Here is a 25,528-nt window from a genome sequence, read left to right as displayed (position 1 = left end):
TTACAGTCCTAGTCTCAGCCGCAGCCGTCGTTCGAACATCCTGACGAGTCCGGCCGTCGGAAGCGAGATCAAGAGGAAAATCAGGCCAACCAATGTAAAAGGTTCCAGATACCTGTAGTTCTCGGACCCTAAAGCGTTGGCCGTGTGCATTAGCTCCATGACACCAATTACCGACAGCATGGGCGTGTCCTTGAGGATGCCCACCAGGTAGTTGCCGAGGCCTGGCACCGCAGGCGCAAGCGCCTGCGGGATGATGATGCGTACATAGGTGACGCGGGGGACATGTTCAGCGCACGGCACACTTCCCATTGCCCGGGAGCCACGGAATTGAGGCCTGCGCGGTAAACCTCCGAGAGATAGGCCGAATAGTGCAGACCGATCGCAAAGATGCCGGATACCCAGGGCGACAGGAAAATCCCGAACTGGGGTCCGACGTAGAAAACAAAGAAAATCTGCAGGACCAAGGGCGTGGACCGGATGAATTCAATCAGCTCCCTGACGACAAATGTCAGTGCGGGCCACTTTGTGCGTTGTGCAAGAGCGAGCAGCAGGCCACCGACCAGAGCAATTGCATACCCGATCCCGGCTGCAATCAACGTGTTGAGGGTAGCCCATAACAACTGTGGCAGGATCTCCCACGTAAAGTCCCAGCGCCAGTTGAATGTCATGCCCTTCCAAGCCTCCCGGCAACCAAGCGTTCCGCCCAGCGCATCATCGGGGTTATGAGGAACCTGGCAAGGATGTAGTAGATAATCAAAGCTGTTCCAAACGCCTGCGCCGACAGATAGGTCGAGGCGTTGATCTGGCGTGTCTGGAACATGAGATCGGCGACCGAGATGAGGGACACCAGGGCGGTTCCCTTGAGAAGCTCGATCAGGAGATTACCCCAAGGCGGAAGCATGATCGCCAGCGCTTGCGGCAGTATGATCCTGCGCATCCTCACGCCCTGCGGCATCGACAGCGCGGTTCCCGCTTCCCACTGTCCGCGCGGAACTGACTCAATGGCGCCGCGGACAATCTCGGCGCCATAGGCACCGATATTGAGGCCGACGGATATGTAGCCGGCGGTGAAGTTCGGAAGCGTTATACCAAACAGCGGCAACACGAAGAAAATCCAATATAGCTGCACTAGCAGCGACGTTCCGCGGAACACTTCAATGTAAATCACCGACGCCCCGCGGACCAGCGGGTTTCTCGAAATCTTTCCAAGTCCTGCCACATGGGCGACCAAGATCGCTATGAGAGCAGCGAGCAGGAACTGCGCGCATGTGACCAACGTCCCCTGTAAGAGTGCATGGCCATAGCTTTGGAGAAACTCCAAGATTGACATTCACCATCCTCTTTACGCATCGGAAGTAAGGCCTAGTCCGGAATGCCACCGTCAGCGAAGGGCGCTAGCTCAGCGGTCCTGCCTCTTGAGCGTAGGGTCGTATCTCAGAGCTCACGTGACCCGACAAATGTCCTTCCATAACCCTCCGTCTGGCCGTCAAGGTAGCACGCTTCCAAGACCGATTCGGGCTCCTATGGCTGGCGCTCCGCAGGAAAACTGCGTTCTTTTTGTTATTGGCGCACAATCCCACCGACGAAACACCTGTTCCGTTGGGGGCAGCGGCAGGGGGACCTATGCGTCAGCCCGGCGGGAAGACTTACCCAGCAACTCGGCATCCACACATCAATGACCTGGCTGGCGAGCGTCCGGCGGCGACCCCTCCCCGGAATACCAGAAATCGCGTGATCTCACATTCACAGAAGGCATCAGGGTGGCGAGGTGCAATGCGCGACATAGCAGAGCTGCGGGTCCTCACGCGGAACGTGCTGGCCCTTCCGGCAATAGCTGACGCTGCATCGCTGGAGCCGTAACGCAAGCGTTCGCCGACGACGCCAAGGCCGTCCGTAGGCCAGCGCGGTACCCGTTCGAGGTCGTCGGAATCTTCAGAATGATGTCCGAGAAATTCTGCTCGAAAAGAGGGAGTGGGGGTGCCGCGGGCCAGACGTATGACCTGAACCGCAATAAGATGAGCAATTTTCAATCCTCAACCTGGCAGCCATGGCCACTGATCAGCCCATCGGGCTCGGCGCTAAGTTCGCGCAACGAAAAGTAGATCCTAGCAAATGTCGGCGTCTCGGCCGCCACACCGACGTGTGGCGGGTGGCGAACAACTGCTGGCGACAACTAGGTCATGTGGAGCTGTTGCGGACGCTGCTTCGCGAACCAGACAAGGGTTGTGAGATCCGGATGCCAATATTTCTGGTCTGCAGGTAGCCATCAAGCGCTTCCTGACCCTTTTCCCTGCCGTAGCCAGACTTCTTCACTCCACCGAACGGCGTCTCTACGCCGCCGACGTACCATCCATTCACGTACACCTGGCCAGCCCAAAGGCGATCCGCGCTCCAAAGAGCCCGGTCGATATCCCGGGTGAAAACGCCCGCTGCCAAGCCTTGATCGGTATCGTTTGCCAGTTCGATCCCTTTTATCGGATCATCGAAAGCAGTAACGGAAAGAACAGGGCCGAAGACTTCTTTCTGGAAAAGACTACTGTCGGGCGCGACATCGGCAAATACAGTCGGCGCCATGAAATAGCCGCTTCGCTCTGAAAGTGCAGTTCCGCCGGCCACAAGCCGTGCCCCTTGCGACAGGGCCATCCGGCAGGCGCTCTCGACCCCCTCTCGCTGCTTTTGAGAGATCAACGGGGTGATGTCGCAGTTTTCGCGTCCTGGTCCAATTGAGAGTCCTTCGACGCAAGCCTTCACTCTTTCTAACGTTTCATCAGCGATTGAACGCTCTACAAGCAATCTTGTTAGGTTGTTGCAATTCTGGCCAGCATTTAGATAGGTTCCGATACGCACCGCTTCCACGACGGCGTCGAGATCGGCATCGGAATAAACGACAGCGGCCGATTTGCCGCCCAGTTCCATGATGCAGGGTACGATGCGCTCCGCTGCAGCCTTGAGGACGGTTCGCCCGGTTGCCATGGAGCCCGTAAAGACGATGTGGCGAACATCGGGATGATCGATCAGCGCCTGGCCTGCCGTCTGGCCGTACCCAGTGAGCACGTTTACGGCTCCGGCAGGCAGGCCCGCGGTCTCACAGGCGCGAGCAAGTTCGATGCCTGATAAAGGAGCCAGTTCGGGGACTTCACTACCACTGAGTTACCAGTTGCAATGGCGCAAGCTAGCGAACGGGCCGTCAGTTCGAGGGGCCGTTCCAAGGAACGATCTGGGCTGACACTCCGAAGGGGCTTCTGACCGTATAGTCAACAAGATCCGCCCCGCGCGGAATCGAGCGACCTTCGAGCTTGTCCGCCAAGCCAGCGTAGTACCGCAGGTATCTGACGGCGGTCCGAACCTCGCCACGGGCAAGGTCCAACGCCTTCCCAGTCTCTATGCAGTTAATGATCGCGACCTCGTCGCTGCGTGACTCAAGTGCGTCCGCCACGCGGAAAAGCATACGCCCACGGTCGTACGGGTGCATGTCTATCAAAACGCGGTCGCGAAAGACACGATCGGCGGCAGCAACGGCGAGATGTACTTCTTCAGGTCCTGCCTCTGCAATAACCGCTACCGTCTCCCCGTTTGAAGGGTCATCAACCTCGATCCGTTTGCCAGACGAACAATCTCTCCATTCCCCATCGATGAAATTCTTGATCACTTCTGCGCTCGACATCAAAGTCCTCCAGTTTACCCATTATTCGATCCGAGCCGGTCAAAAGAAGCGCAGGCTTTCGCTGAGTCATTAGGGAGGCTCCTTCGCATTTGCGCGTTTCGGGCCTGCAGAGCATTAGGGCGGCTTGCAGAGGCTCGGGCCTAGTTAATATTGGCCGTTTGTGATCCGGACTCAGCTATTCTGGAGCCGAACCTCGAACGGCAAGTTGGCCGCGGTTGCAATGCCCGGGGTGGTTCAAAAGGGCGGGTTTGGCAGTTTGAGAACTTATCTAGCACCCTTGAAGATTACAGCATCAGGAGCTGGCCATGGCCGGCTATTGGCTTCCCATATTGCGCGAGCCTCAATGCGTCCCACAGCATAGCCTGGTTTGCAGTTATCACTGGCTTGCCGAGGCGCGCCTCCAGGCGGTCGATTATGCTTGAAGTCCGAAGGAGGGTGCATGGGATAAAAAGAGCTTCAGCCTCAGAGGAATCGAACGAGCAAGAGGCCTCGAAGATACTTTCCGGGGAAAGTCCGGCGATGTCGGAATCGTTTTTGCAGTGGAATGAAGCAGACGCGCAGACCGAAATACCCGACCTGCTGAGGGCCTCCGTGACGACAGCGCCTACCTGATCGATATAAGGTGTGAGCATGGCGATGCGTTTCACCTCGAGCCTGTCGAAGGCGCGCAAAGCTCCTGTCATCGGTGAGGTTAAGGAGGCCCCGGGTCGGGCTGTCTGTAGCTCCTCTTCCAGCCTTTTCTGCGAGATGATGGCTGATCCCGATGTGCAGGCGTAGGCAAATACTTTGACGACACCTGGCGGGTCGAATAGCTCGCCAACCTTAGCGATCTCATCAACATGGCGGTAGAGGTTTTCGACCGTACTGGGCTCGTGATGCTTCATCCTGGCGGCACAGAAACTGATGCCGTCATCATGCATCATTCTGCGCAATTCAAGCTCTGTGAGGACGTCGTTGGACGGGGTGATCAATCCGATGACGGTCTCAGTTGCCACAGCAGGATATGATGGCTCAACGTGAGTGGTGTAGAACGCAGTCTCACTAGGCATGTCAAAGTTCTCCGTGCGTACGATCCGTTTCCGGATTAGACTCTTACTTTCTGATATGTCATCCCTGGTTTTTCGCAGAGCGGCTGCTGATGAGATTGGCTGTGCTAGAGGCAGTCGCCTGCCTCTAGCAAACAAGTTTTCAGCGATGAGCGCAGACCCATTCCGTTGTTGTATCGCCTGGCAACGCCTTCTCGTCGTAACCATCTTCTGCCGCAGCCTTCATCATCTCAGGCGTTCCGAGATAGCGCTTCAGTTCGGTATTGAATTTTGTCACGAAATCTTTGTCTGAATTCCTAAATCCAATACCTATCCAAGCGGACGATTCCTCCGGCATTAAGGCGGGATTGGTGGCCTCCACCTTCCCTCCAGATTTTTTGGCGATATCCTGGACGACTGTATAAGACGTCACTCCAGCGGCTGCTCGACCAGCGATCACCGCCGCAAGAATTTCGGTACCTCCCGGAACCTCCATAATCTGCGATGCGGGCACACCCAGCTTCTTAGCGATCTCGATGCCAGCGTAGCCTGCCCCAGTCACCATGGTCGCATTCTTAGTCACCAAATCCTTGTACGTAGTGATTTGTTCCGGATTTCCGGATTTCACCATGAAGACATCTGTTTCTTTAGAAACAGGCTCCGAGAATGTTATGTTGTCGCACCTCTTTTTATTGATATACATGCCACCTGTAATTAAATCCAACCGGCCGGCTTGCAGCCCCGGGATCAACCCACCCCAATCGGTCACCACAGGCTCGATATTGGTGTAACCCATTGAACGAAGAACCCCTTCGGCAATGGCATTTACGTACCCCAGAGGCTTGTTGCCCTCACCAGGATATGCCTGTGGCGGCTCGGAAGCAAAGCCGAGACGAATTGTCTTGCCGCTTGCCGCGCGATCAGCAAGCTCACCTGTGTAAGCGGGCGCCGTCAGACCAACGACGACGAGCCCAATGCTCAGAAAAATTTTGATTATGCGTTCCATTTTGTTCCCTTTTCTTGTTCTGTTGAACGCGCGCCTCTCGGCGGCGATGGGCGTTCTTCCTTTGCACTTCGAGCAAGAAACGCTTGCATCCGGTATGATAGGCCATTTTAAGTGCCCCTTTCTGCGAAGAACGCAGCTCTTGGGCGTTGCAACTGCAAAACTTCCCGCCCAAGCGCAGACATCCTGCGTGCACGAGCACCATCGAAACGGATGACTTAATACGGCTGAGCAGATCGGTGGAATGGTGCGGAGGGCACGGGGAGCATCTTCGCAACGCGAGAGACCTGAGCCTCAGCTGGCATTTTCGTGTCTCCGGTGCCTTCAGCCGCGCCGGAAGACAATCTCTGGATCTTAATCCTGAAGGCGGTCGTCGAGGGGCGCAAGGGCGAGCAGCAGGCCACCGACCAGAGCAATTGAATACCCGACCCCGGCCGCAATCAACGTGTTGAGGGTAGCCCACAACAACTGTGGCAGGATCTCCCACGTAAAGTCCCAGCGCCAGTTGAATGTCATGCCCTTCCAAGCCTCCGGGCAACCAAGCGTTCCGCCCAGCGCATCATCGGGGTTATGAGGAACCTGGCAAGGATGTAGTAGATAATCAAAGCTGTTCCAAACGCCTGCGCCGACAGATAGGTCGAGGCGTTGATCTGGCGTGTCTGGAACATGAGATCGGCGACCGAGATGAGGGACACCAGGGCGGTTCCCTTGAGAAGCTCGATCAGGAGATTACCCCAAGGCGGAAGCATGATCGCCAGCGCTTGCGGCAATATGATCCTGCGCATCCTCACGCCCTGCGGCATCGACAGCGCGGTCCCCGCCTCCCACTGTCCGCGCGGAACTGACTCAATGGCGCCGCGCACAATCTCGGCGCCATAGGCACCGATATTGAGGCCGACGGATATGTAGCCGGCGGTGAAGTTCGGAAGCGTTATACCAAACAGCGGCAACACGAAGAAAATCCAATATAGCTGCACCAGCAGCGACGTTCCGCGGAAGATCTCTATGTATACAACGCTAACACTCCGGATAGGCCACTTGCTCGACAGTTTGCCGATGCCTGCGGCCCCGGCGGCAGCTACAGCGACCAGCGTAGCAAGCAAGAATTGCGCGAATGTGACCAAGGTCCCCTGTAAGAGCGCCTGGCCATAGTTTTGGAGAAACTCCAAAATTGACATTCGCCATCCTGCGTCAGACACGGCCGGGAGGCAAGCCTCCGGCCGTGTCTGGGCGGGGTCAGCGGTTGGCGCAAACCCACTCCGCACTCTTTTCATTTGGTAGCAGCTTTGCGTCGTAGCCATAAGGCTCGACAGCCTTCATCATCTCGGGCGTACCGATGTATTTTTTCTGAGCCTCGTTGAACTTCTCCACAAAGTCCTTGTCCGACTCTCGGAAGGCTATGCTGACCCAGTTTTGAGTTGATTCCGGCATTGCATCCGGGTCGGTTACGTCAAGTTTTCCACCCGATTTGCCAGCCACAGATCGAGACAACAGGTATCCCGATGCCCCGGCATCTGCTCGTCCCGCCTCGACCGCTGCAAGAATTTCTGTCTGTCCCGGCACTTGCATGATTTGAGCTTCCGGAACTCCTGCCTTTTTCGCTTGCTCTATATTGCTATATCCTATGCCGGTCACCATAGTCGCCCCCTTGGCTGCGATATCTGCATAATTGTGCAGCCCTTTAGGATTGCCAGCTTTGACGATAAGCGCGTCGGTCACTTTCGCCAAAGGCTCGGAAAATGTAACGCTTTGGCACCTTGATTTAAGGATGTAGAGCCCCCCGTAGCCATATCAAACCGTCCAGACTGCAGTCCGGGTATAAGTCCGCCCCAATCTGTTACGACGGTCTCTACGTTTTCGTAGCCCATCTGCTTAAGGACGCCGAGAGTAATCGCGTTTACAAACCCTACTGGGTGACCATTACTGTCCGGAAAGGCGAACGGCTCTTCGTTCGCGAAGCCGATGCGGATGGACTTGCCGCTGGCGATACGGTCGGTTAGTTCTCCTGCGTGGGCCTGAAAAGCGGCAAGCGCCACGGCAAGGCCCAAGCCAGCCGCAATGTATGAAAGTCTGATCTTCATTTCTCGTTCCCTTCTTATTTGTTGAATTATCCAGCAGCCCGGGATGGGCGTTTCCAGCTTTGTAGAAGCGTCTTTTTTTGCAGAAGCTGATCTCCTATTTCGTTGAGTAACAAACCGGTGTTGGGCGATTGCCGCATAGTCCGTGCCCGCTAAGGCTAAGTTGATGGGCTAATAATCAGTCGATAACGACCAAGCGGCGCTCCACATCGCAGAAGCGCTGGCCGCCCTTCGCTGTGACCACGAAAGGTTCTGAGATCGCTGCGCCAAAATCGTCGAGCCACACTCCGGATTGGAAGTGGAAGCACATTCCTTCCTGCAATAGCGTTGTTTCACCCGCGCGGATGCTGATAGTGCGTTCGCCCCAGTCCGGCGGGTAGCCAACACCGATTGAGTAGCCGACGCGGCTGTCTTTGCTGTAGCCATTCCGTTTCAGTGTACGTTGGAACACCGCGGCCACCTCTTCGACGGCCACGCCCGGTTTGGCCGCTTCGAGTGCGAGGTCGCCGCCTTCAACGATCACGGAGGCCAGACGCGAGATTTCTTGTGGCGGCTGTCCGACGTGAATTGTGCGGGTCAGGGGCGCGTTATAGTGGCGGCGTGCCGCGCCAAGCTCCATCACCACTAGCGCTGACTCGGGGATCGCCTGGCCCGTCCATGTGAGGTGGCAAGTGCTCGTCCCCTCACCAATTTGGATTAGGGGACACAGACCAGTGTAGTCGCCGAACTTGCCCTCACCCAAAATCTGATTGCGGTAAATGTCCCCTACGACCTCATAGTCGCGAACCCCCGGCTTGAGCTTCGCAATCGCCTCTCGCATAGTTCTGCTAATGATACGACCCGCCTCTCGCATATAGACGAGCTCGGCTTCTGACTTGACGAGCCTCGCCCAGTTTACAAGTTCCCGACTGTCCGAGATCTTCGCATTGGGCAGGCCTCTAACGAGGTGCTGATGGGCCCGCGCGGTGTAATAGTGAGTGTCGAGCTCGACGCCGATGCGATCGGAACTCCACCCTTTGGAATTGATGAGCCCGCATAAATCATCGAAAGGATGATTTTCCGGGTGATGAACCAAAGTCTCCGCGAATCCGAAGATGTTCTCGGCCGGCAAGTTTGTTGTAACGGTAGCCGATTTTGCGTCGATCGGGCGCCCGAACCAAAGAGGCATATCCTCGTTGACATGGACCAGCACTGCCTGCGGCGTGTAGAAGGACCAACTGTCGTAGCCCGTAAGCCAGTACATATTGGCTGGATCCTGGCAGATGAGGAGATCAAGACCAGCTTTTTGCATCCGCTTCTTCGTGTCCTGGACGCGCCGGTCGAACTCCTCACGCAGAAAAGGTTTTTGGTAGCTCATGCATATGATCCTTCTCGAAATTGAGCATGTGCGCTCTTGAGTTCGCCCAAGCTCATGCGGCCCAGGACAACCGCAGGCGACGCGCGGAAATCTTGATGCCCATTCTCGCACGTCCCGTTTTGCTTGTGTTGCGGGTGCTCAGACGAGCATTTGTCCCAAGGCATTCTCAGTCAAATGCAGTGTTTATATCGGCATCATCTCGCTTCGAGATGCCGGCGCCTGCAGACAAGAAATTGCGCGTTGAAGAATGCCGCTGGCTTCGACTAGAGACGCCCATGTCAGCTGACGCTGGGCCACCTGCACCCATCGTGCCCATATGGATGTTGTCTTCGGCTTGGGCACCGGCGCTTACGCCAATCGTGGCGGCGCAGGGCAGCCGGTATGCTGGGAACCACTGCCCAAGGTCCTGATATTGATAAGGGCGCCGGTTCCCTCGACCCCTGTCGGCACGTGCTGGCTCAGGAGGAAAAGCGCTTGCCCCTGGCGGCGGGTCAAGAGGCGCCTCTCGAGGCGGAGCGCTTACCAGCGAAGACGATGGCCGAGGTCGCCTAGGACTTTTCAACTCCCCTTGAGCACCCCCACCGCTCGGGTGCCGATCTCGGCGCGTTCCCGCTTCCGCTCACGTTGCACGGCAGCCCTTCAAGTCATCACCACATTCACCTGGTGCACTCTGCTGGAGTCACGCTGCATTGGGCCGCCTCACGGCGCAGAAATACTGCACTCCTGGTACGCAGATCAGCGGAAATCAGAGCATATCTGACAATATTTTATTGGCCACGACCAGTCCGCCTTAGCCCGCGCTTTGGCCCAAGCTCCAACAGGTTTCAAATGGCCAGCAAAGTACCATCGCATGTCGAATACGTTGTTATAGGAGGCGGCATTATCGGCCTCTCGATAGCCTATCACCTGACACGTCTCGGCCACCGGGACGTTCTGCTTCTGGAGCGCGACCAACTGACATGCGGTACGACCTGGCATGCTGCGGGCCTGGTGACGCAACTCCGCGCCAACGAAACCATGGCAAAGCTCGCTCAATACTCTGCGGATCTGTTCAGGGACCTCGAAAATCTAACCGGTCAGGCAACTGGTTTTCGGCAAACCGGCTCCATCACTGTCGCCGCGACCCAGGACCGCCTTGAAGAGCTTAAGCGCGGGTCTTCGATGGGCCGCTCGTTTGGCCTGGACGTGGAGATGATAAGCGCTGCGGAAGCCCAACGCCGCGTTCCGTTGCTCGATGTCAGTGATGTCCTTGGGGCGGCATGGATCGCTTCCGACGGGATGACCAACGCTATCGATACCGCCCGTGCCTTCGCAACTGGGGCGCGGCAGGGTGGAGCAACGATACTTGAGCGGACACCTATCACACGCATCCTCGTCGAGAAGGGCCGTTTTGTCGGCGTGGAAACCAGTCAAGGAACAGTCCGTGCTGAACACGCGGTCATCTGCACCGGCCTGTGGACGCGGAATGTGGCTGCTGAACTTAACTGGTCGGTGCCATTGCAGGCGGCCGAGCACTTCTATGTTGTCACCGAGGCAATTCCCGACCTACCCCATGATCTGCCAACAATCCGCGATATGGACGCGCGCGTCTATGCAAAAGCGGACGCCGGCAAATTGCTCGTGGGTTTCTTCGAGGCCAAGGGCAAGCCTTGGGGCATGAACGGCATACCCCAGGATTTCAGTTTCGATTCGTTGCCCGAAGATTTCGACCACATCGAACCATATCTCTCTGCGGCCATCGAGCGCATGCCTATCTTGGCAGATGTTGGCCTTCAGCTGAATTTCAATGGCCCTGAGAGCTTCACGCCTGATAACCGCTTCCACCTCGGGCCATCACCTGAAATTCAAGGTCTGTATGTCGCCTCTGGATTCAATTCTTGCGGTATCGAATCCTCGGGTGGTGCGGGCAAGGTCATGGCAGAATGGATGTCGACAGGCTTGCCGGCTGGAGACTGTTGGGAAATGGACGTCCGTCGATCAATGCCCTTCCAGCGGAACAGGCGGTATCTGTACGACCGCACGGTGGAGGCGGTCGGGAACCTTTGGGCACTTCATCTGCCGCATAAGTCAGCCAAGACGGCACGCAACGTTCGCGTGTCCCCCTGCACGACCGCCTGTCCGCAGTCGGCGCGAATTTCGGTGAAAGCGCCGGGTGGGAACGCGTTCAATGGTTTGGTGCGCCTGGATCGTCGAATGAAAACCAGGCAACTTTCGGCCGGGACGAATGGTTCGAGCGGAGCGCTGCTGAGCATACGGCCACTCGCTCCGGGGTCACTCTGTTCGACCAAACCTCCTTCGCGCATCTTTTGGTACAGGGGTCGGATGCCTTGGCGTTGCTACAGCGCTTGTCCACGAACGACGTCGACGTAGCCGTCGGCCGCGTCGTCTATACGCCTTGGCTCAACGAGCGAGGCGGTATGGAGTCCGACGTCACCATCGCACGCATAGGCGAGGAGGAATTTCTTGTCGTAACGGCGGCAATCCAACGCACCCGTGACCTCTCCTGGCTGCGGTTGCATGAAGCCGGCCACGTCTCGGTTGCAGATGTCTCATCCGGATATACCACCCTGTCCGTGATGGGTCCGCGATCGCGTGAGTTACTGCAGCGCGTCAGTCCTGCGGATTTTTCCAACGAGGCATTTCCCTTCGCAACGGCTCGTGAAATTGAGGTCGGGTATAGCCTCGCTCTCGCATTCCGGATGACTTTTGTCGGCGAGTTGGGGTGGGAACTTCACATCCCGACCGAACAAACACTAGGGGTCTACGACGCTCTGGTGGCCGCCGGCGCCGATCTCGGACTAGGCCATGCCGGATATGTTGCTCTCAACACGCTGCGCCTGGAAGCGGGCTATCGTGACTGGGGTGCAGATGTCGGTGATGAGGACACCCCCTTGGAATCGGGACTGGGGTTCACGGTTGCCTGGGACAAGCCTGACAATTTCATTGGACGCGCTGCACTGGAGGCCCAGCGCGGCAAACCTCTGCGCCGGCGGCTGGTCCAGTTCGCTGCCCCAAATGCCAAATCATTGATGTTCGGAACCGAGCCTGTCTGGCGTAACGGCAGCCTCGTCGGTTACCTTCGCTCAGCTGGTTTTGGCCACACTGTGGGCTGTGGTATTGGCATGGGGTATCTCAAGGCAGAAGCAGGGGTGACGGCTGATTGGCTGTCCGGAGGGTCCTTCGAAATCGAGATCGCTGGCGAACGCTATCCCGCCATAGCTTCTTTGCGGCCATTCTATGACGCCGGGCGCAGCCGCGTGAAGGGCGAGTGGCGTGCTGTAGAGGAGCTGGTCGCAAAAGAGCTCCTCAAGGCCTGAGACTAGACCGCGCAATCTTGGAGCGCTTCTGGTCGCTGGGCGCGCCTTGCCTCGGGTCGCGGGATAAAGATGTTGTTGTGCTACAGGCCAGCTTTATGCTGGCCCTCAATGGAAGCGGATCCCGATAGGCCCAAAAGACACGACGCAAGTTGCCGCCAAAGTATCAACGGCCCTCAGCTATGGGGGAACGGTACTGTGCTCTGGTTTGAGTAGGTCGAACGGCAGCCCATCGGCTTGTCTCGCAAGCCATGATCCGGTTTCGGGCCGCACACAGACTGTACTCGGCCAGGTGCGTGGAGGGACCGGCTACTTGCTCGGCACTCAGATTGCTCAGTTAGACGACGGAGCCGGATTGTCATGCCTCATGACGGCGCGGCCAGTAAGCTAGCAACGCTGCGTAACTATCTGATGGGAGCGCGGGCAAAGTTTAGGAGAGTAAGCAGCGCTAACCGGCCAAGCCGCCTTCCACCAAGTTGACCCAGTAGCCGATCCCGTAAGGGATTGCATTGTCATCAAAATCGTAGGTCGGATTGTGCAAGCCCGCGGTAGGTCCGTTGCCGAGGAATAGGAACGCGCCAGGTCGCGCCTGCAACATGTAAGAGAAGTCCTCCGAGACCATCACCGGCTTGACCTGTTCGTTGACCGCCTCCCGCCCCACAAGAGCCCGCGCGGCTGCGGCGGCCAATTCGGTCGATGCTGTATGGTTAAACGTCAACGGCTCGAGACGCCTATGCCTATATTCCACTTTAGCCCCGAAAGCTGCCGCGATATTTTCAGCGCAGACCTTGATTTGTTTTTCCGCAAAATCACGCAATGCTGGCGATAGGCTCCTAACGGTTCCGCCCAGCGTCACGGAGTCAGGTATGATGTGGTAGGATTCACTTCCGGTGAATTTCGGCACTGACACAACGAGCGCTTCCGTCGGATCGAGATTTCGGGAAACCAAGGTCTGGAGGGCCGTGATGATCTGCGCTCCGACCACCACCGGATCTATGGTAAAATGAGGCGTTGCGGCGTGTCCGCCCCGGCCGGTAATGGTGATGTCAAATTCGTCGAGGGCCGCCATAATCGATCCGTCGCGAATACCGAACCTGCCCACGTCAATGCCTGGCATGTTGTGCATACCGAAGACTTGGGAGATATTGAACCTGTCCATCAAGCCTTCTTGCACCATTCGACCGGCGCCCTGCCCGTCTTCCTCGGCGGGCTGGAAAATGAGCGCCACCGAACCTTTGAAGTTCCGCGCGGCGGAGAGATGCTTAGCGGCACCTAGCAGCATGGCGGTGTGGCCGTCGTGACCGCAGGCGTGCATCTTCCCCTCGATCTGCGAAGTCCAAGGCTTGCCGGTAGCCTCGACGATCGGCAGCGCGTCCATATCCGCGCGCAGGCCAATCGTCGGTCCATCCCCGCCTGCACCTTGGATCACCGCGACGACACCGGTCTCCGCGATGCCCGTCTCGATATGATTTATCCCGAAGGAAGCAAGCTTTTCGGCGACGAAGCGGGCGGTATTGTGCACGTTGTATCCAAGTTCCGGATTCTGGTGGAGGTGATGGCGCCAAGCGATAGCCTCATCATGAATATCCCGGAAATCATTGACGCTGCGCATTCTTGTCTCCTGCACCAAATTGAGCAGACCCTTGCCTCGGGTCTGCCAGCTCGAGCCACATCTGCGCCGCCGCTCTCGGGGGCATCCTAGATGGGCGGTTCCGCATCGTTTGTGCTATCGCTGGAAAGAGTCTAGGGATGAACCTCTACAGTCAAATGCATTGTGTGTATCGGCCCCATCTCGCATCGAGATGAGGCAAAATCCCGCGTTTGCAAAGGGCCTCTCGATATCGGCGGTCGGTTAGTATTCTTGGTTATTCGGCAAGGTTCCGGACGAGCCAGATTGATAGCGAGCTAAAATGACGGAGGTGTGCCCCGCGGCCGGTTAAACTTGCAGAACCCCCTGGACAAAACGTCACCTTCATTGCCGCCCCCGTTCACGAAGTATGGCGTCAGACAGTTTCTCGGCAAGCATAATTGTTGGGATATTGGTATTTGCTCGCGGGCAGAATGGCATCACCGAAGCATCGGCGACTCTTAAACCCGATAGTCCATGAACGCGCCCAGTCGGATCCGTCACACTGTTTGGATCATGCGCAGATCCCATTTTGCAAGTTGAAGTGGGATGAAAGTTCCCAAAAACGTTTTGTCGTACGAAGCTATCAAGAAGCTGGTCACTATTTAGAAGGTCTGAGATGCTGCGACCATCAGTGATTGCAAACCTGATCAGGCTTCGCCGGAGCGAAGAGGAACTATCCATAAGGACTGCGAGAAATGAGGTGAGACCGTAGTTAAAACGGTTGTACTTGCCGATTCGCTTTGCTCGTCCAGTCCAGGTAGAAGGAAAGGGGTCAAGCGCCGTGTGCGCCAAGGCCTTATGATTTATCAGTCTCGCAACGAATCGAAACGCATTTTTCAATCGCTCAGCGTCGCGTTGGTCGCTCAACATATCGAAATTCACTTCTGGCTCAACGAGATGAGACGAACTCTTGAGCGAGACAGTTCCTGTCGAATAGACACGATTGACCCAGAAATTCAGTGTCCCTAAACGTTTGCCAACGGGGTGCCACGCAGATTTCGCCAGAACTGAGATGGCCATATCGGTAGGCGGGCAACCATCGTGACCGGATGAATACCGGGCATGCAATTGGATATATCCGGTCGCGGTCGGCAACATCCGATCCTCCGGTCTCAAGTACGCCGAGATGGCGACCCCGGCATGCTCCTGGAGATTTTTCCGACTCCTTCAACATTTGCGACAACTTGAATGCCGACCTCTGATAAAATTCTTCCCGGACCAATACCGGATCGCATCAGTATCGCAGGCGAATGAATAGCGCCCGCACATAGAACAACCTCTGGGGCGCTATAAGATTGGCGACCAGCCTTACTCTCAGTATCCACGCCGGTTATTTGGCGACCTGAAAGGGTTAGTTTTACGACCGTAGTCTCTGACAAAATTCTGAGGTTCGGCCTAGCACGGACATTCTCGGGCAAATAGGCCATCGCGGCTGATACGCGGCGACGGTTGAGGTTTGTGAGTGGAACAACTGAGTGGCCGTCGCGGAACTCACCGTTGAAGTCTGGTCGAAAGGGTATATTTTCATCCTCAAAAGCCGTCGATACCGCATTGACGAATCCTGACCACTCTCGTTTGTCGGCCCGGCTAATCGGCAGCGGCCCGCTATTGCCGTGGAAGTGATCGCGAAAATCCAGATCGCATTCGAGTCGGCGGAAATATGGCAATACGCCTTCCCAGTCCCAACCCGTTGCCCCCGTGGACGCCCACTCATCATAATCGGCGGGGCCGCCCCGGTTGGCGACCTGAGCGTTGATACTGGAGCCTCCACCTATGACCCGAGCTTGCTCGTAGTGCACGCGTCTGTTGCCATCTCGGGCGATGGCTGCGGTAAGCGATGGCCATTGATACCGCTGATTGTAATAAGCGCGTGTGGGGTTGCCGTCGAGAATATCGTCAGGAATTTCGTTCGGGGGGAAGTCAGGCCCCGCCTCGATGAGCAACACCTGACTGCCATTGGCCGACAATCTGTTCGCTAGGACGCATCCAGATGAGCCGCCACCTACAATTATATAGTCAAAGAGCAACAATTCCTCCCCATCCTGCGGCTGCAGGCTAGCACAATGTTGAAGCGAAGATCTGCGAATGGGACCGCCTTTCGGCGGGAAAGCGGCGATTGTTTACGAATTCCGCAGAAATCGCCATCCTGCTGGACTCCAACTAAGGGAGCCAATTCCCTCCGCTTTTAGGCGGTAAGGGAACTCATCTTATCAGAAGCCATGCGGGAAGAGTTTCGACACGCCCGATGAGCGGCAGGAAACCCGAAGCCTCGTCTTTTGAGTTTTTGCGGCCACTCTTTTCACCCGTTTTGGGTCTTCTAGTTTCGTCAACTGCTGCTGGTGGTCTCAAGCTGATTGCAGCGGCCCGCCTTTCGCCAATGCTATCTCGAGGCTGCGGCATCCCTAGATGTTTGATCCCAGATTTTGATGGGGCATCCTTGTCCTCCGAATCAAGGGATGCGCTATGGGCCAGGTTCTTCATGGGAGCGCCACGACGACAGAGGCGGTCCGTCGAGCGATACAGCATAGTCAAGAGAGCCTGAGGGCGCTGGCGAAGCGCTACGGGATCAACCAAAAGACTGTTGCCAAATGGCGGGAACGGTACCTCGGTGGCAGATTTGCCGACCGGTCCGAGAGAGCCTAGATCGACAGTGCTCTTGCCCGAGGAGGAGGCCGTCATAGTCGCCTTCCGGCGCTACACTCTGTTGCCACTCGATGACTGCCTCTATGCCTTACAACCGACGATCCCACACCTGACGCGCTCATCACTGCATCGCTGCCTGCAGCGCCACGGCATCAGCCGCCTGCCGGACGTAGAAGGCGACAAGCCGGCGAAGAAGAAGTTCAAGAGCTATCCGATCGGCTGACTTCCACATCGACGTCGCCGAGGTGCGCACAGAACAGGGCAAGCTGCACATGTTCGTCGCTATCGAGCGCACCTCGAAATTCGCCTTCGTCGAACTGCATGAGAAGGCCACCACCGCCATATCGAGAGACTTCCTACTGCGCCTGATCGCGGCCGTGCCCTACAAGATCCACACTGTCCTCACCGACAACGGTATCCAGTTCACGACGCCCGGCGCCGGCGGTTCGGCCGTGCCATTGATCAAGGAGGCCATCGCAAACGGCGAACGCTTCTGGGCCCATGCCTTCGAATACGCTTGCGCCACGAACGACATCGAGCACCGAACGACCAAGGCAAGGCATCCGTGGACCAACGGCCAGGTCGAGAGGATGAACCGGACTATCAAGGATGCAACCGTCAGGCGTTTCTATTACGAGAGCCACGACCAACTCCGCCAGCACCTTGCCGACTTCATCTCGGCCTACAACTTCGGTCGCAGGCTCAAGACCCTCAAAGGCCTTACGCCCTACGAGTTCATCTGCAAGGCGTGGGCGTCACAACCGGAACGCTTCAAACTCGATCCGCTCCAGCAAATGCCGGGACTAAACATCTAGGAGGGCTGACGCGTAGCGCGGTGGTCGGCAGCGCACGCGTCCGGCAACCGACGGCAGAGCGAGTGCATTCCGGATAGCTCATGCCCAGAGGTCGCGAGGACCGTGCCCCCGAGATCAGCAGGCCGGTGGCAAATGCGCGATCTGCGCACCTAGCTCATAGTAGCCTTCTCTGATGGCCCGAAAGGGGGCGCTCCGCGCCGAAGATACCGGCAGGAACATCCCGTCGAGCGGCAGCTCGCCGCTGATATGGCGGGCGAGCTCGCGGCCGAACACTGTGCCAGGCGCGATGCCTCGTCCGTTGAAACCCGTCAGCGCGATCATGTTTTCCGCTGGGAGGTGAAGGCGAGGCAGATGGTCGTTCGTCATGCCGATCCGGCCGTACCACTCGTGCTCCAACTCGACCTCACCGATCTGCGGGAAGAGCGCCCGGATACGCCGCCGCGCCCAGTTACGATGAATAGGGATTCCGGTGCCGCGGAGCGCGCCGACGCTGCCGACGATGAGGCGGCCGGCATTATCTGTGCGAAAGGCGGTCAGCACGGTGCGGGTGTCCCATGCGCCGTGCCCTTCGGGCAGAATCGTGTGGCGAATTCTGTGGCTCAGCGGCGCAGTCGCAACATGGAAGAAGGGGAGCACCACTTGCTCGCCACGCAGCTCGGGGAAGATGCGCGACGTGTAGGTGTCGGTCGAAAGAACCGCCCACGTCGCCCGGACGGTTCCACCTTGCGTGGCGAGCCGCCAGAGGCGGCCCTCGCGCCCGATGTGCTCGACCGGGCTCGCCGTAAAGACGGTCGCGCCGGCGGCAATCGCCGCACCAGCGAGGCCGCGCACATAGGCGAGCGGTTGGATCGTCCCGGCACGCAGGTCGAGGAGGCCTCCGGGGAAGGCCGAGGTGCCTGTCTTGGCACGCGTCTCCCCGGCGTCGAGGATGTGCACCGGGGCGCCGAGCGCCTGCCACTGCCGAGCTCGCTCCGCGATCTCGGCAACGCCCTTCTTATCGGCTCCACAATGGATCGTGCCGGCCCGCTTCAGCTCGCACTGCAAGTTGTGCTTGTCGACGATCTCGAAGACGGTGCGTGGGGAATCGCGCAGCAAATTAAGCAAACGATCGCCATAGAGCGGACCGAGCGTCTCCTTCAGCGCCGAGGGCATAACCCAAAGGCCCGCATTCACCAACCCGGTGCTTCGCCCGGCGGCGCCAAAACCAATTTCGGCTGCCTCAATCACGACAACGTCCAGGCCCCGCTCGGCAAGGTGCAGCGCAGTGGACAACCCGGTGTAGCCGGCGCCGACGATCGCGACATCGGCGACGAGGTTGCCTCGCAGATTCTCCGTTGCAGGCGGCGGCGGAGCTGTCCGCTCCCAAAGCCCATGGGACCGTCTATCGTTCAGCATTCATCCGCTCTCATAAGGCTGGACGCTGGCTCAGTGCGCACACAACTCAGGGCGCCCGGCAGGAGACTTAGCTCGCTGCCGGGCAGGTGCGCCTTGGGAGGAGGCGTATCTTCGCAAACGTTCTGAACCAGCCGCATCAGGCCCGCTTACAATAAGAGGACCGGACCGCTCAGAGCGCCCTTACTGAATGTAGCGCATGTAAATGGCCGATCTATTCGAATCTTCCGCGTTCACGCAGGAAATCGGCTTTGTGCGGCGACATGTGCATAAAAGCGGAGGTAGGCGAGCGCGTCGGCTCTAGGAAGCAATGACGCCCGTCAGCATAATGGTCACCTCGCGGATGGCCAATTCACCCTAGACCGCATCGTCTCCTGCACTCGATTTCACCAATATGCTGCGATGAGTACCTTTATCTGTCACCATCTCCGCACCAGGTGGAAGGTAAGGGGCCACAGCGTGTTCCGTTTCGCCAAGGGCAGAAACCGACGTGATCGACCAATCAATCAAGGCAACGGCGTGCTGAAGTATCGCGTCGGTCTGAGGGCGGCTCGGGGAAGCGGCGATGACGTGTCCGATCGTGTCTCGGTAATCGCCTTCCCTGACGATAGGTGTCTTAGGCTGAACATGCAATTTGACCTCCGAGACACCTTCTATGGCAGCCGCTCGACTGGCGCCATCAATCCAATCGAGGATGCCATCACCCTCCGGGAGGAGGAACCGAGCGCCCGCGACATGCGAACGCGTACTTCGCAAATCCGATTCTTCGCCGATAACCACTTTGATGTGCTCGGTAACTAGATCGATACCATAAACCAATTTAACCATTTGAGGACCGGGCGCGCCAGCAAGACGCGGATTGACCTCGATGACGACTGGGCCACGCCTTGTCCAGCGGAATCCAATGTTCGATGGCCCCCAGCCAAGGCTGAGAGCCTCCAAACAGCTTAGCGATACATCGGCGATACGCTGCTGCTCGACGTCAGTAAGCACCGCTGGATAGGTGCACCCACGATGGACAAAATGCGGTGGGCGCCCGAAGTCAGCGCCGCCAATTCCAATGACCTCATTCCCCATTATGTCAGCCCAATAATAGGGGCCTTGTGCGAATTCTTCGACCAGTATCCTGGGCGAAGCCCGCCATTTGTGCTTCCCGCCCAACAGATGGATCGTATGTTTTGCTAGTTCGTCGACGTCGCGGCACAATAGGACACCGCTGCTGCCGCTGCCCACGGCAGGCTTAAGAATTACCGGGAGGTTGATTTCCGCGGCACAGCTTTGTACGTCCGCGGCATTCGATGCTAAGCGATAGGCCGGCATAGGAACGCCGGCCTCCGCGAGGATCTGACGTTGAGTGAATTTATCGCAGCATCGTTCAATCGAACTGGGGTTCGGCCCTGGCAGAGCGAAGGATCGGCATAGCTTACCAACTGTAGCATAGGCTAACTCATCGAGACCCGTAAAGCCGGTGATGCCAGCAATATCATAAGTTGCACGCACCCGGGAACATTCGCTGATCAGGGCATCGAGGTTGTCCGTATCGACGCGGATTGTCTCCATATCGTCTGCTGCAAGATAATCGTACTGGGTTGGGTCAGCCGACAAGGTAATTGGATGAAGGCCAAGACGCTTGGCCGCTTTAACGTATAGCTCACCAGTACTTCTGTTACCTTCAACCAGGATGAGAGCTCTTTTTGTCATTGCCGTCGATCTCCGCAGTGTGCAGTGCGACGGCCTGGGGGTAAACAGGCGTCGACTTGTTGTTCGGCCTGACGTCAGCCTCCAAGAGAAGCTACCATGCTCAGCGATCTGATCTCGCGAAGATTTTGTAAAGTTAGCTGAATGATTTGTTGCGATTTTTGACCACCCGGCTGGGATCCGGTTGGCTCTCGCTGAATAGTCGCTGGGGCGGTGCTTGCCTGTCTCCGTTGTTTGGCCAGCAGCCGTCGGCGCGCTGATGAGGCCGTCGATGTCGCCGGCTACCGTACGCGCACTTTGACAGGACCTTCAACATCAGCAGATCACCGGTCCGCGAGCGGGCTAGATATCGACGAGGCAAAGCCAGTGGATGGAGGAGCAGGGCTCAGCGCCAATCAGCGACGCACGGATGACGCCGGGGCTTCGCCTCGAGACTACTTAGCGGGCATGAGCACGCGACACTCCCTCGTGTCACCTTGCGCCCGATGCAGATCACGACGTCCTGGTCGATCGTCGCCTAGAAAGGGGCAAGCAGGAGACGCACTGGAATGCTTGGAATGCCCGCTCGCTGGCCGACGACACGACATGGGTAATCCTCGACCGGATGTTGTTCGTGAGGCTCAGCCGCAAGACCACCTCGATCTCGATGCACGCGCTGGACCGGTGGGAATATCCGGCGAGATTGACAACCCTGTGCCCTCCCGCAGCTTTCAGGGGAGTAGGGGGCTCATGCGCCTGCATCCGGCTTGGTTCAATTTTTCCAAATCGCAACTACGGGTTCTCAACATTTCTGAAAGTTACGACGAGAGATACTGTGCCGGTCGGGTGCTAGGTCAGCGTTCTGGTGCGCGATGTGCCCTGTGAAGACCCCAGACCAGCATCGACGACTAAACCTCCGCCGCAAGACTTCCCGACGGCGGATTGGCGACTAGCAATAACGATCGGATCGGTTCACGGCGGGCTCGCTGTTGCCCGAACCAGACAAGGGTTGTGAGATCCGGATGCCAATATTTCTGGTCTGCACGTAGCCATCAAGGGCTTCCTGACCCTTTTCCCTGCCGTAGCCAGACTTCTTCACTCCACCGAACGGCGTTTCTACGCCGCCGACGTACCATCCATTCAGGTACACTTGGCCAGCCCAAAGGCGATCCGCGCTCCAAAGAGCCCGGTCGATATCCCGGGTGAAAACGCCCGCTGCCAAGCCTTGATCGGTATCGTTGGCCAGTTCGATCCCTTTTATCGGATCATCGAAAGCAGTAACGGAAAGAACAGGGCCGAAGACTTCTTCCTGGAAAAGACTACTGTCGGGCGCGACATCGGCAAATACAGTCGGCGCCATGAAATAGCCGCTTCGCACCGAAAGTGCAGTTCCGCCGGCCACAAGCCGTGCCCCTTGCGACAGGGCCATCCGGCAGGCGCTCTCGACCCCCTCTCGCTGCTTTTGAGAGATCAACGGGGTGATGTCGCAGTTTTCGCGTCCTGGTCCAATTGAGAGTCCTTCGACGCAAGCCTTCACTCTTTCTAACGTTTCATCAGCGATTGAACGCTCTACAAGCAATCTTGTGAGGTTGTTGCAATTCTGGCCAGCATTTAGATAGGTTCCGATACGCACCGCTTCCACGACGGCATCGAGATCGGCATCGGAATAAACGACAGCGGCCGATTTGCCGCCCAGTTCCATGATGCAGGGTACGATGCGCTCCGCTGCAGCCTTGAGGACGGTTCGCCCGGTTGCCATGGAGCCCGTAAAGACGATGTGGCGAACATCGGGATGATCGATCAGCGCCTGGCCTGCCGTCTGGCCGTACCCAGTGAGCACGTTTACGGCTCCGGCAGGCAGGCCCGCGGTCTCACAGGCGCGAGCAAGTTCGATGCCTGATAAAGGGGCCAGTTCGGGGGACTTCACTACCACTGAGTTACCAGTTGCAATGGCGCAAGCTAGCGAACGGGCCGTCAGTTCGAGGGGGCCGTTCCAAGGAACGATCTGGGCTGACACTCCGAAGGGGCTTCTGACCGTATAGTCAACAAGATCCGCCCCGCGCGGAATCGAGCGACCTTCGAGCTTGTCCGCCAAGCCAGCGTAGTACCGCAGGTATCTGACGGCGGTCCGAACCTCGCCACGGGCAAGGTCCAACGCCTTCCCAGTCTCTATGCAGTTAATGATCGCGACCTCGTCGCTGCGTGACTCAAGTGCGTCCGCCACGCGGAAAAGCATACGCCCACGGTCGTACGGGTGCATGTCTATCAAAACGCGGTCGCGAAAGACACGGTCGGCGGCAGCAACGGCGAGATGTACTTCTTCAGGTCCTGCCTCTGCGATAACCGCTACCGTCTCCCCGTTTGAAGGGTCATCAACCTCGATCCGTTTGCCGGACGAACAATCTCTCCACTCCCCATCGATGAAATTCTTGATCACTTCTGAAGTAGCCATGCTTGTCGATCGCCGCCGGTTCCTCTTGGTACTGAGCATCAAACGTTTCGTACGTGTCTTCCTGGGAAAGCCGCCTTTGGGCTTCTGAGCGCAAAAATAGGCTTCGAAGAAGCCGACAGCGGAGGTCGATTCCTGCTTGCCTATGAGGATCGCATTTCTTGATGCGACCTCAATCGCCACCTGCCCCCGCCCCACGCACGACCGATAACGACGCAGATCCCGCGCTAAGACCGACAAATCGCAAGGATTGAAATTCCTTTTAGCCAATTCCTCTCCCGCGATGATAGCTTGTCTTCTACCTTCGGGTACCTACCAGATACGTGGGCTGCATTTGCTGGAAACGTATTATATAGGCGTAACTTTGTCTTGTTAGCCAGACGAGCATTCTTTGATTACCCAACAGGAGTAACTGGAGCGGCAAATTCCGGCATCGTGTCGCCAGCGACATCGGTGATGCCATACTGCCCTAGAGCAAACACGAACAGCCCAACCATTATTTGCTGAAAAGATGTTTGACGCCATACTGAATGAGATCTGATGAGACGAGTGTCCCCCACGGGGATAGTGTTAGAATTCGGCGAAGAGCGACGCGTTCTGGCGCCAATTGGCTGGGTGTCAGCAGGATGAAGCCGAGGAGGCGCTCACTGGCTCCGCGATGGTCTTTCATCAGCCTTCACTGAGCAGCAGGACAGCGGTCGAATTATGCAGCTCAGAGTTCCGGTCGCTTTTGTTGGCTCGATGGGTCTGAGATTGGCCAATTTTCAAGTGGGCCTAGGGCCGTGATGCGCCCTCAAAACGCTGGCCTCGAGCCCTTACCGCCCGTTTTGGCGGAAATGGAAACGCCGGCGACTTTCCTGGTCGAAGGCTCCCAAGCCGATGGCTTCATGTCTCTATGCTCATGGGCAGACGTCTCTCAGTCTGGCCAAAGATCATGCAGTGGTTTTGGAGTTGCAGCCTTGGCCTCTTCGATCTCTGCTGCAGACAAACGGTCCGCCAATTGGCCTAGGACGGAGCGGGCGACCTCTTCCGGATCCACTGCCGGGTCGCGGTGGACGCCGTCGTGGATCCGATCGAGAAACGAATTCCGGTTTCTGGCTATGGCCCGTCGGCCGGGGTGCCAACCCTCGTAATAAAAGCCGCGCAGTAAGGCTGGCAGCTGCGCACCCATGTACACGGCCTCGTCCCGACCCAGGCAGTCGCGCAGGGCGTGCAGCGTTGCAATCAAAGCTAGGAAAACCCGCTCGCGATCATGCCAACGAAGTCTCCACGCCAGATCGCTGACCCAATTCTGGGTCGCCTGCAATGCATAGGTGAGATCATGACTCACGAACATGAGTATTTTTCTGTTCTTGAAGGTTGTCTAAGGGCTGCAAGGACCATGACTAGACGGCTTCCGTCCGCCCGCCGCCGCGCTATACGCGCGACGCGGGATTTTGCGTGAGTTCTCCCAGCGTGTCACCCCGAGGTGGTCGTCGCATGAGTTTAGGCAGCCTGAGGACACCGGACACTTTACTGCAACTCTCGGGCGCGCCCGGCGCCATTCCCTGTCTCGACTGACTCGTAATTGCGCAGCATCATTTCCGCGACACTGAAGGTGTGGCGCCCTTCCAGCGAAGTCAGGCGCGCGTCGACGTCGGGATAGATAAAGAAGGGAAGCGAAATTCGGTCGGTCAGACCATTGTGCGCGACCTGATGCGGCGTACTCTTGAAGCGGTCGTCGCACAAAGCCTGAAGCATATCGCCCAAATTGACTACGAGACTGTCGGGCAGGCTCGGCACTGGCATCCAGCGCCCGCGCAACCACACCTGCAACGACCGGGTGGGGAGTTCCTCCTGCAGCAGCAGCGTGAAAAAGCCACCATCGGTGTGCTTAGCGCACGTGCCGCCGCGAGCTGGATACCGGATTACGCGTTGCTCGAGCGTCGGCGGGCTGAAATACCGTTGGAACCAGCCCTGTTCCAAACCGATCACGTCGGCAAGCGCGGTTCCGAGCTGCGGGACGACTTCGCGGAGCACGGTAGCCTGCAAGGCAAGCAGGCTTCGCGCGAAACCAGGAGCCAAAGCCTCATCCGGAAACAGTGTGCTCCCCGCAAACGGACGCCGATCGCCTTCGTTGTCGATTCCGAGATCGAACACTTCCTTTGGATCGCGGCCGGCCTCAGGATGCAGGATTTCGCCGTACAGCGGACTGTATCCACGTGCGATAGTGGGGTACACGTTTTGTGCGGCGTGACCGAAGCGTTCCTTCGTAGCCAGTGGCAACGCGAAAAACCGCCGGGACGCGTCGATGGCATCCGCGATCTGTTCCTTCGGGATTCCGTGCTCGATAAGGTAGAAGAACCCGTACACCTCGCATGCATTGCGCAAGCGCTGTTGCTCTTCATGTCCCGTCGCATCGGCAGACAGTTTCGCCAATGAGATTTGCGGTAGCGCGGTCATAGTCATCTCCGTCTGTATCGGCGCCCCCTGTTGGGCTCC

Annotated in this window: 18 protein-coding genes and 3 pseudogenes; 2 read left to right on the top strand and 19 right to left on the bottom strand. The window is 57.7% G+C overall.

Features of this window, described 5'->3' with window-relative positions; all coding sequences use genetic code 11:
- The 11 genes and pseudogenes from EJ077_RS32480 to EJ077_RS01340 all read right to left on the bottom strand — a co-directional run bounded on the left by EJ077_RS32480 (position 1) and on the right by EJ077_RS01340 (position 9,127).
- A complete protein-coding gene (locus EJ077_RS32480; protein WP_281040190.1) occupies positions 1–228 on the bottom strand; it encodes a hypothetical protein in 228 nt (75 codons plus the stop codon).
- Entirely contained in the window at positions 168–668 is a 501-nt protein-coding gene (locus tag EJ077_RS01380) for an ABC transporter permease subunit (RefSeq protein ID WP_281040189.1), read from the bottom strand. The genes EJ077_RS32480 and EJ077_RS01380 overlap by 61 nt, the downstream gene beginning before the upstream one ends.
- A complete protein-coding gene (gene ehuC / locus EJ077_RS01375) occupies positions 665–1,330 on the bottom strand; it encodes an ectoine/hydroxyectoine ABC transporter permease subunit EhuC (protein ID WP_208699279.1) in 666 nt (221 codons plus the stop codon). Before ehuC (EJ077_RS01375) ends, EJ077_RS01380 begins: the two co-directional genes overlap by 4 nt.
- 848 nt (positions 1,331–2,178) lie before the next feature.
- On the bottom strand, positions 2,179–3,075 hold the full coding sequence (locus EJ077_RS32475) for an aldehyde dehydrogenase family protein (RefSeq protein ID WP_281040209.1): 897 nt from the start codon (positions 3,073–3,075) through the stop codon (positions 2,179–2,181).
- A gap of 112 nt (positions 3,076–3,187) precedes the next feature.
- Complete coding sequence (locus EJ077_RS32470) at positions 3,188–3,664, bottom strand: aldehyde dehydrogenase family protein (protein WP_281040188.1); 477 nt, start codon at positions 3,662–3,664, stop codon at positions 3,188–3,190.
- Between the two features lie 284 nt (positions 3,665–3,948).
- A complete protein-coding gene (locus EJ077_RS01365) occupies positions 3,949–4,713 on the bottom strand; it encodes a hypothetical protein (protein WP_208699277.1) in 765 nt (254 codons plus the stop codon).
- 139 nt (positions 4,714–4,852) lie between these two features.
- Complete coding sequence (locus EJ077_RS01360; protein ID WP_208699275.1) at positions 4,853–5,695, bottom strand: transporter substrate-binding domain-containing protein; 843 nt, start codon at positions 5,693–5,695, stop codon at positions 4,853–4,855.
- Between the two features lie 351 nt (positions 5,696–6,046).
- On the bottom strand, positions 6,047–6,208 hold the full coding sequence (locus EJ077_RS01355; RefSeq protein ID WP_210212150.1) for a hypothetical protein: 162 nt from the start codon (positions 6,206–6,208) through the stop codon (positions 6,047–6,049).
- Complete coding sequence (ehuC, locus tag EJ077_RS01350) at positions 6,205–6,870, bottom strand: ectoine/hydroxyectoine ABC transporter permease subunit EhuC (RefSeq protein WP_208699274.1); 666 nt, start codon at positions 6,868–6,870, stop codon at positions 6,205–6,207. Before ehuC (EJ077_RS01350) ends, EJ077_RS01355 begins: the two co-directional genes overlap by 4 nt.
- 58 nt (positions 6,871–6,928) lie before the next feature.
- Positions 6,929–7,773 (bottom strand): annotated as a pseudogene (gene ehuB, locus EJ077_RS01345) (ectoine/hydroxyectoine ABC transporter substrate-binding protein EhuB).
- 175 nt (positions 7,774–7,948) lie between these two features.
- Complete coding sequence (locus EJ077_RS01340) at positions 7,949–9,127, bottom strand: M24 family metallopeptidase (RefSeq protein WP_128286277.1); 1,179 nt, start codon at positions 9,125–9,127, stop codon at positions 7,949–7,951.
- 828 nt (positions 9,128–9,955) lie between these two features.
- On the opposite strand from EJ077_RS01340, the pseudogene EJ077_RS01335 reads away from it, so the two are divergent.
- Positions 9,956–12,444: pseudogene (locus EJ077_RS01335) on the top strand (FAD-dependent oxidoreductase).
- A 445-nt stretch (positions 12,445–12,889) separates the two neighbouring features.
- Here EJ077_RS01335 and EJ077_RS01330 read toward each other — a convergent pair.
- The 3 genes from EJ077_RS01330 to EJ077_RS31730 form a co-directional block, all read right to left on the bottom strand.
- Positions 12,890–14,053, bottom strand: coding sequence for a M20 aminoacylase family protein (locus EJ077_RS01330; RefSeq protein WP_208699272.1), 1,164 nt, complete (start codon positions 14,051–14,053; stop codon positions 12,890–12,892).
- Between the two features lie 360 nt (positions 14,054–14,413).
- Entirely contained in the window at positions 14,414–15,169 is a 756-nt protein-coding gene (locus EJ077_RS31735) for a GMC oxidoreductase (RefSeq protein WP_245458605.1), read from the bottom strand.
- A 14-nt stretch (positions 15,170–15,183) separates the two neighbouring features.
- A complete protein-coding gene (locus EJ077_RS31730; RefSeq protein ID WP_245458604.1) occupies positions 15,184–16,098 on the bottom strand; it encodes a GMC family oxidoreductase in 915 nt (304 codons plus the stop codon).
- A 436-nt stretch (positions 16,099–16,534) separates the two neighbouring features.
- Here EJ077_RS31730 and EJ077_RS01320 point away from each other — a divergent pair.
- Positions 16,535–17,529, top strand: a pseudogene (locus tag EJ077_RS01320) (IS481 family transposase).
- Positions 17,530–17,643: 114 nt separating this feature from the next.
- On the opposite strand, the gene EJ077_RS01315 reads toward EJ077_RS01320, so the two are convergent.
- From EJ077_RS01315 to EJ077_RS01295, 5 genes are all read right to left on the bottom strand, one after another.
- Positions 17,644–18,924, bottom strand: coding sequence for an NAD(P)/FAD-dependent oxidoreductase (locus tag EJ077_RS01315; RefSeq protein ID WP_208699270.1), 1,281 nt, complete (start codon positions 18,922–18,924; stop codon positions 17,644–17,646).
- A gap of 354 nt (positions 18,925–19,278) precedes the next feature.
- Positions 19,279–20,622: an ATP-grasp domain-containing protein gene (locus tag EJ077_RS01310; RefSeq protein ID WP_135931024.1), complete on the bottom strand. Its 1,344-nt coding sequence runs from the start codon at positions 20,620–20,622 to the stop codon at positions 19,279–19,281.
- 925 nt (positions 20,623–21,547) lie between these two features.
- Positions 21,548–23,230, bottom strand: coding sequence for an aldehyde dehydrogenase family protein (locus tag EJ077_RS01305; protein WP_245458603.1), 1,683 nt, complete (start codon positions 23,228–23,230; stop codon positions 21,548–21,550).
- Between the two features lie 733 nt (positions 23,231–23,963).
- A complete protein-coding gene (locus EJ077_RS01300; protein WP_135929893.1) occupies positions 23,964–24,383 on the bottom strand; it encodes a DUF2267 domain-containing protein in 420 nt (139 codons plus the stop codon).
- Positions 24,384–24,559: 176 nt separating this feature from the next.
- Positions 24,560–25,489 (bottom strand): 2-oxoglutarate and iron-dependent oxygenase domain-containing protein, encoded by a 930-nt coding sequence (locus EJ077_RS01295; protein ID WP_208699268.1) that lies wholly within the window; start codon positions 25,487–25,489, stop codon positions 24,560–24,562.
- Between the last annotated feature and the right edge of the window lie 39 nt (positions 25,490–25,528).

Origin of the sequence: Mesorhizobium sp. M8A.F.Ca.ET.057.01.1.1 (assembly GCF_003952565.1) — a bacterium.
Taxonomy (GTDB): Bacteria; Pseudomonadota; Alphaproteobacteria; order Rhizobiales; family Rhizobiaceae; genus Mesorhizobium.
Note: the sequence above shows the minus strand (reverse complement) of the source record. Positions and strands in the feature narration are given on the sequence as shown.

Excerpts from the sequence above, each read along its gene's own strand:
- EJ077_RS01380 (WP_281040189.1), bottom strand. The coding sequence starts at position 668 with ATGACATTCAACTGGCGCTGGGACTTTACGTGGGAGATCCTGCCACAG.
- EJ077_RS01295 (WP_208699268.1), bottom strand. The coding sequence starts at position 25,489 with ATGACCGCGCTACCGCAAATCTCATTGGCGAAACTGTCTGCCGATGCG.
- EJ077_RS01340 (WP_128286277.1), bottom strand. The coding sequence starts at position 9,127 with ATGAGCTACCAAAAACCTTTTCTGCGTGAGGAGTTCGACCGGCGCGTC.
- EJ077_RS01355 (WP_210212150.1), bottom strand. The coding sequence starts at position 6,208 with ATGACATTCAACTGGCGCTGGGACTTTACGTGGGAGATCCTGCCACAG.
- EJ077_RS01310 (WP_135931024.1), bottom strand. The coding sequence starts at position 20,622 with ATGACAAAAAGAGCTCTCATCCTGGTTGAAGGTAACAGAAGTACTGGT.
- EJ077_RS01300 (WP_135929893.1), bottom strand. The coding sequence starts at position 24,383 with ATGTTCGTGAGTCATGATCTCACCTATGCATTGCAGGCGACCCAGAAT.
- EJ077_RS01360 (WP_208699275.1), bottom strand. The coding sequence starts at position 5,695 with ATGGAACGCATAATCAAAATTTTTCTGAGCATTGGGCTCGTCGTCGTT.
- EJ077_RS01365 (WP_208699277.1), bottom strand. The coding sequence starts at position 4,713 with ATGCCTAGTGAGACTGCGTTCTACACCACTCACGTTGAGCCATCATAT.
- ehuC (WP_208699274.1), bottom strand. The coding sequence starts at position 6,870 with ATGTCAATTTTGGAGTTTCTCCAAAACTATGGCCAGGCGCTCTTACAG.
- EJ077_RS01315 (WP_208699270.1), bottom strand. The coding sequence starts at position 18,924 with ATGCTGAACGATAGACGGTCCCATGGGCTTTGGGAGCGGACAGCTCCG.
- EJ077_RS01330 (WP_208699272.1), bottom strand. The coding sequence starts at position 14,053 with ATGCGCAGCGTCAATGATTTCCGGGATATTCATGATGAGGCTATCGCT.
- EJ077_RS32470 (WP_281040188.1), bottom strand. The coding sequence starts at position 3,664 with ATGTCGAGCGCAGAAGTGATCAAGAATTTCATCGATGGGGAATGGAGA.
- EJ077_RS31735 (WP_245458605.1), bottom strand. The coding sequence starts at position 15,169 with ATGTTGCCGACCGCGACCGGATATATCCAATTGCATGCCCGGTATTCA.
- ehuC (WP_208699279.1), bottom strand. The coding sequence starts at position 1,330 with ATGTCAATCTTGGAGTTTCTCCAAAGCTATGGCCATGCACTCTTACAG.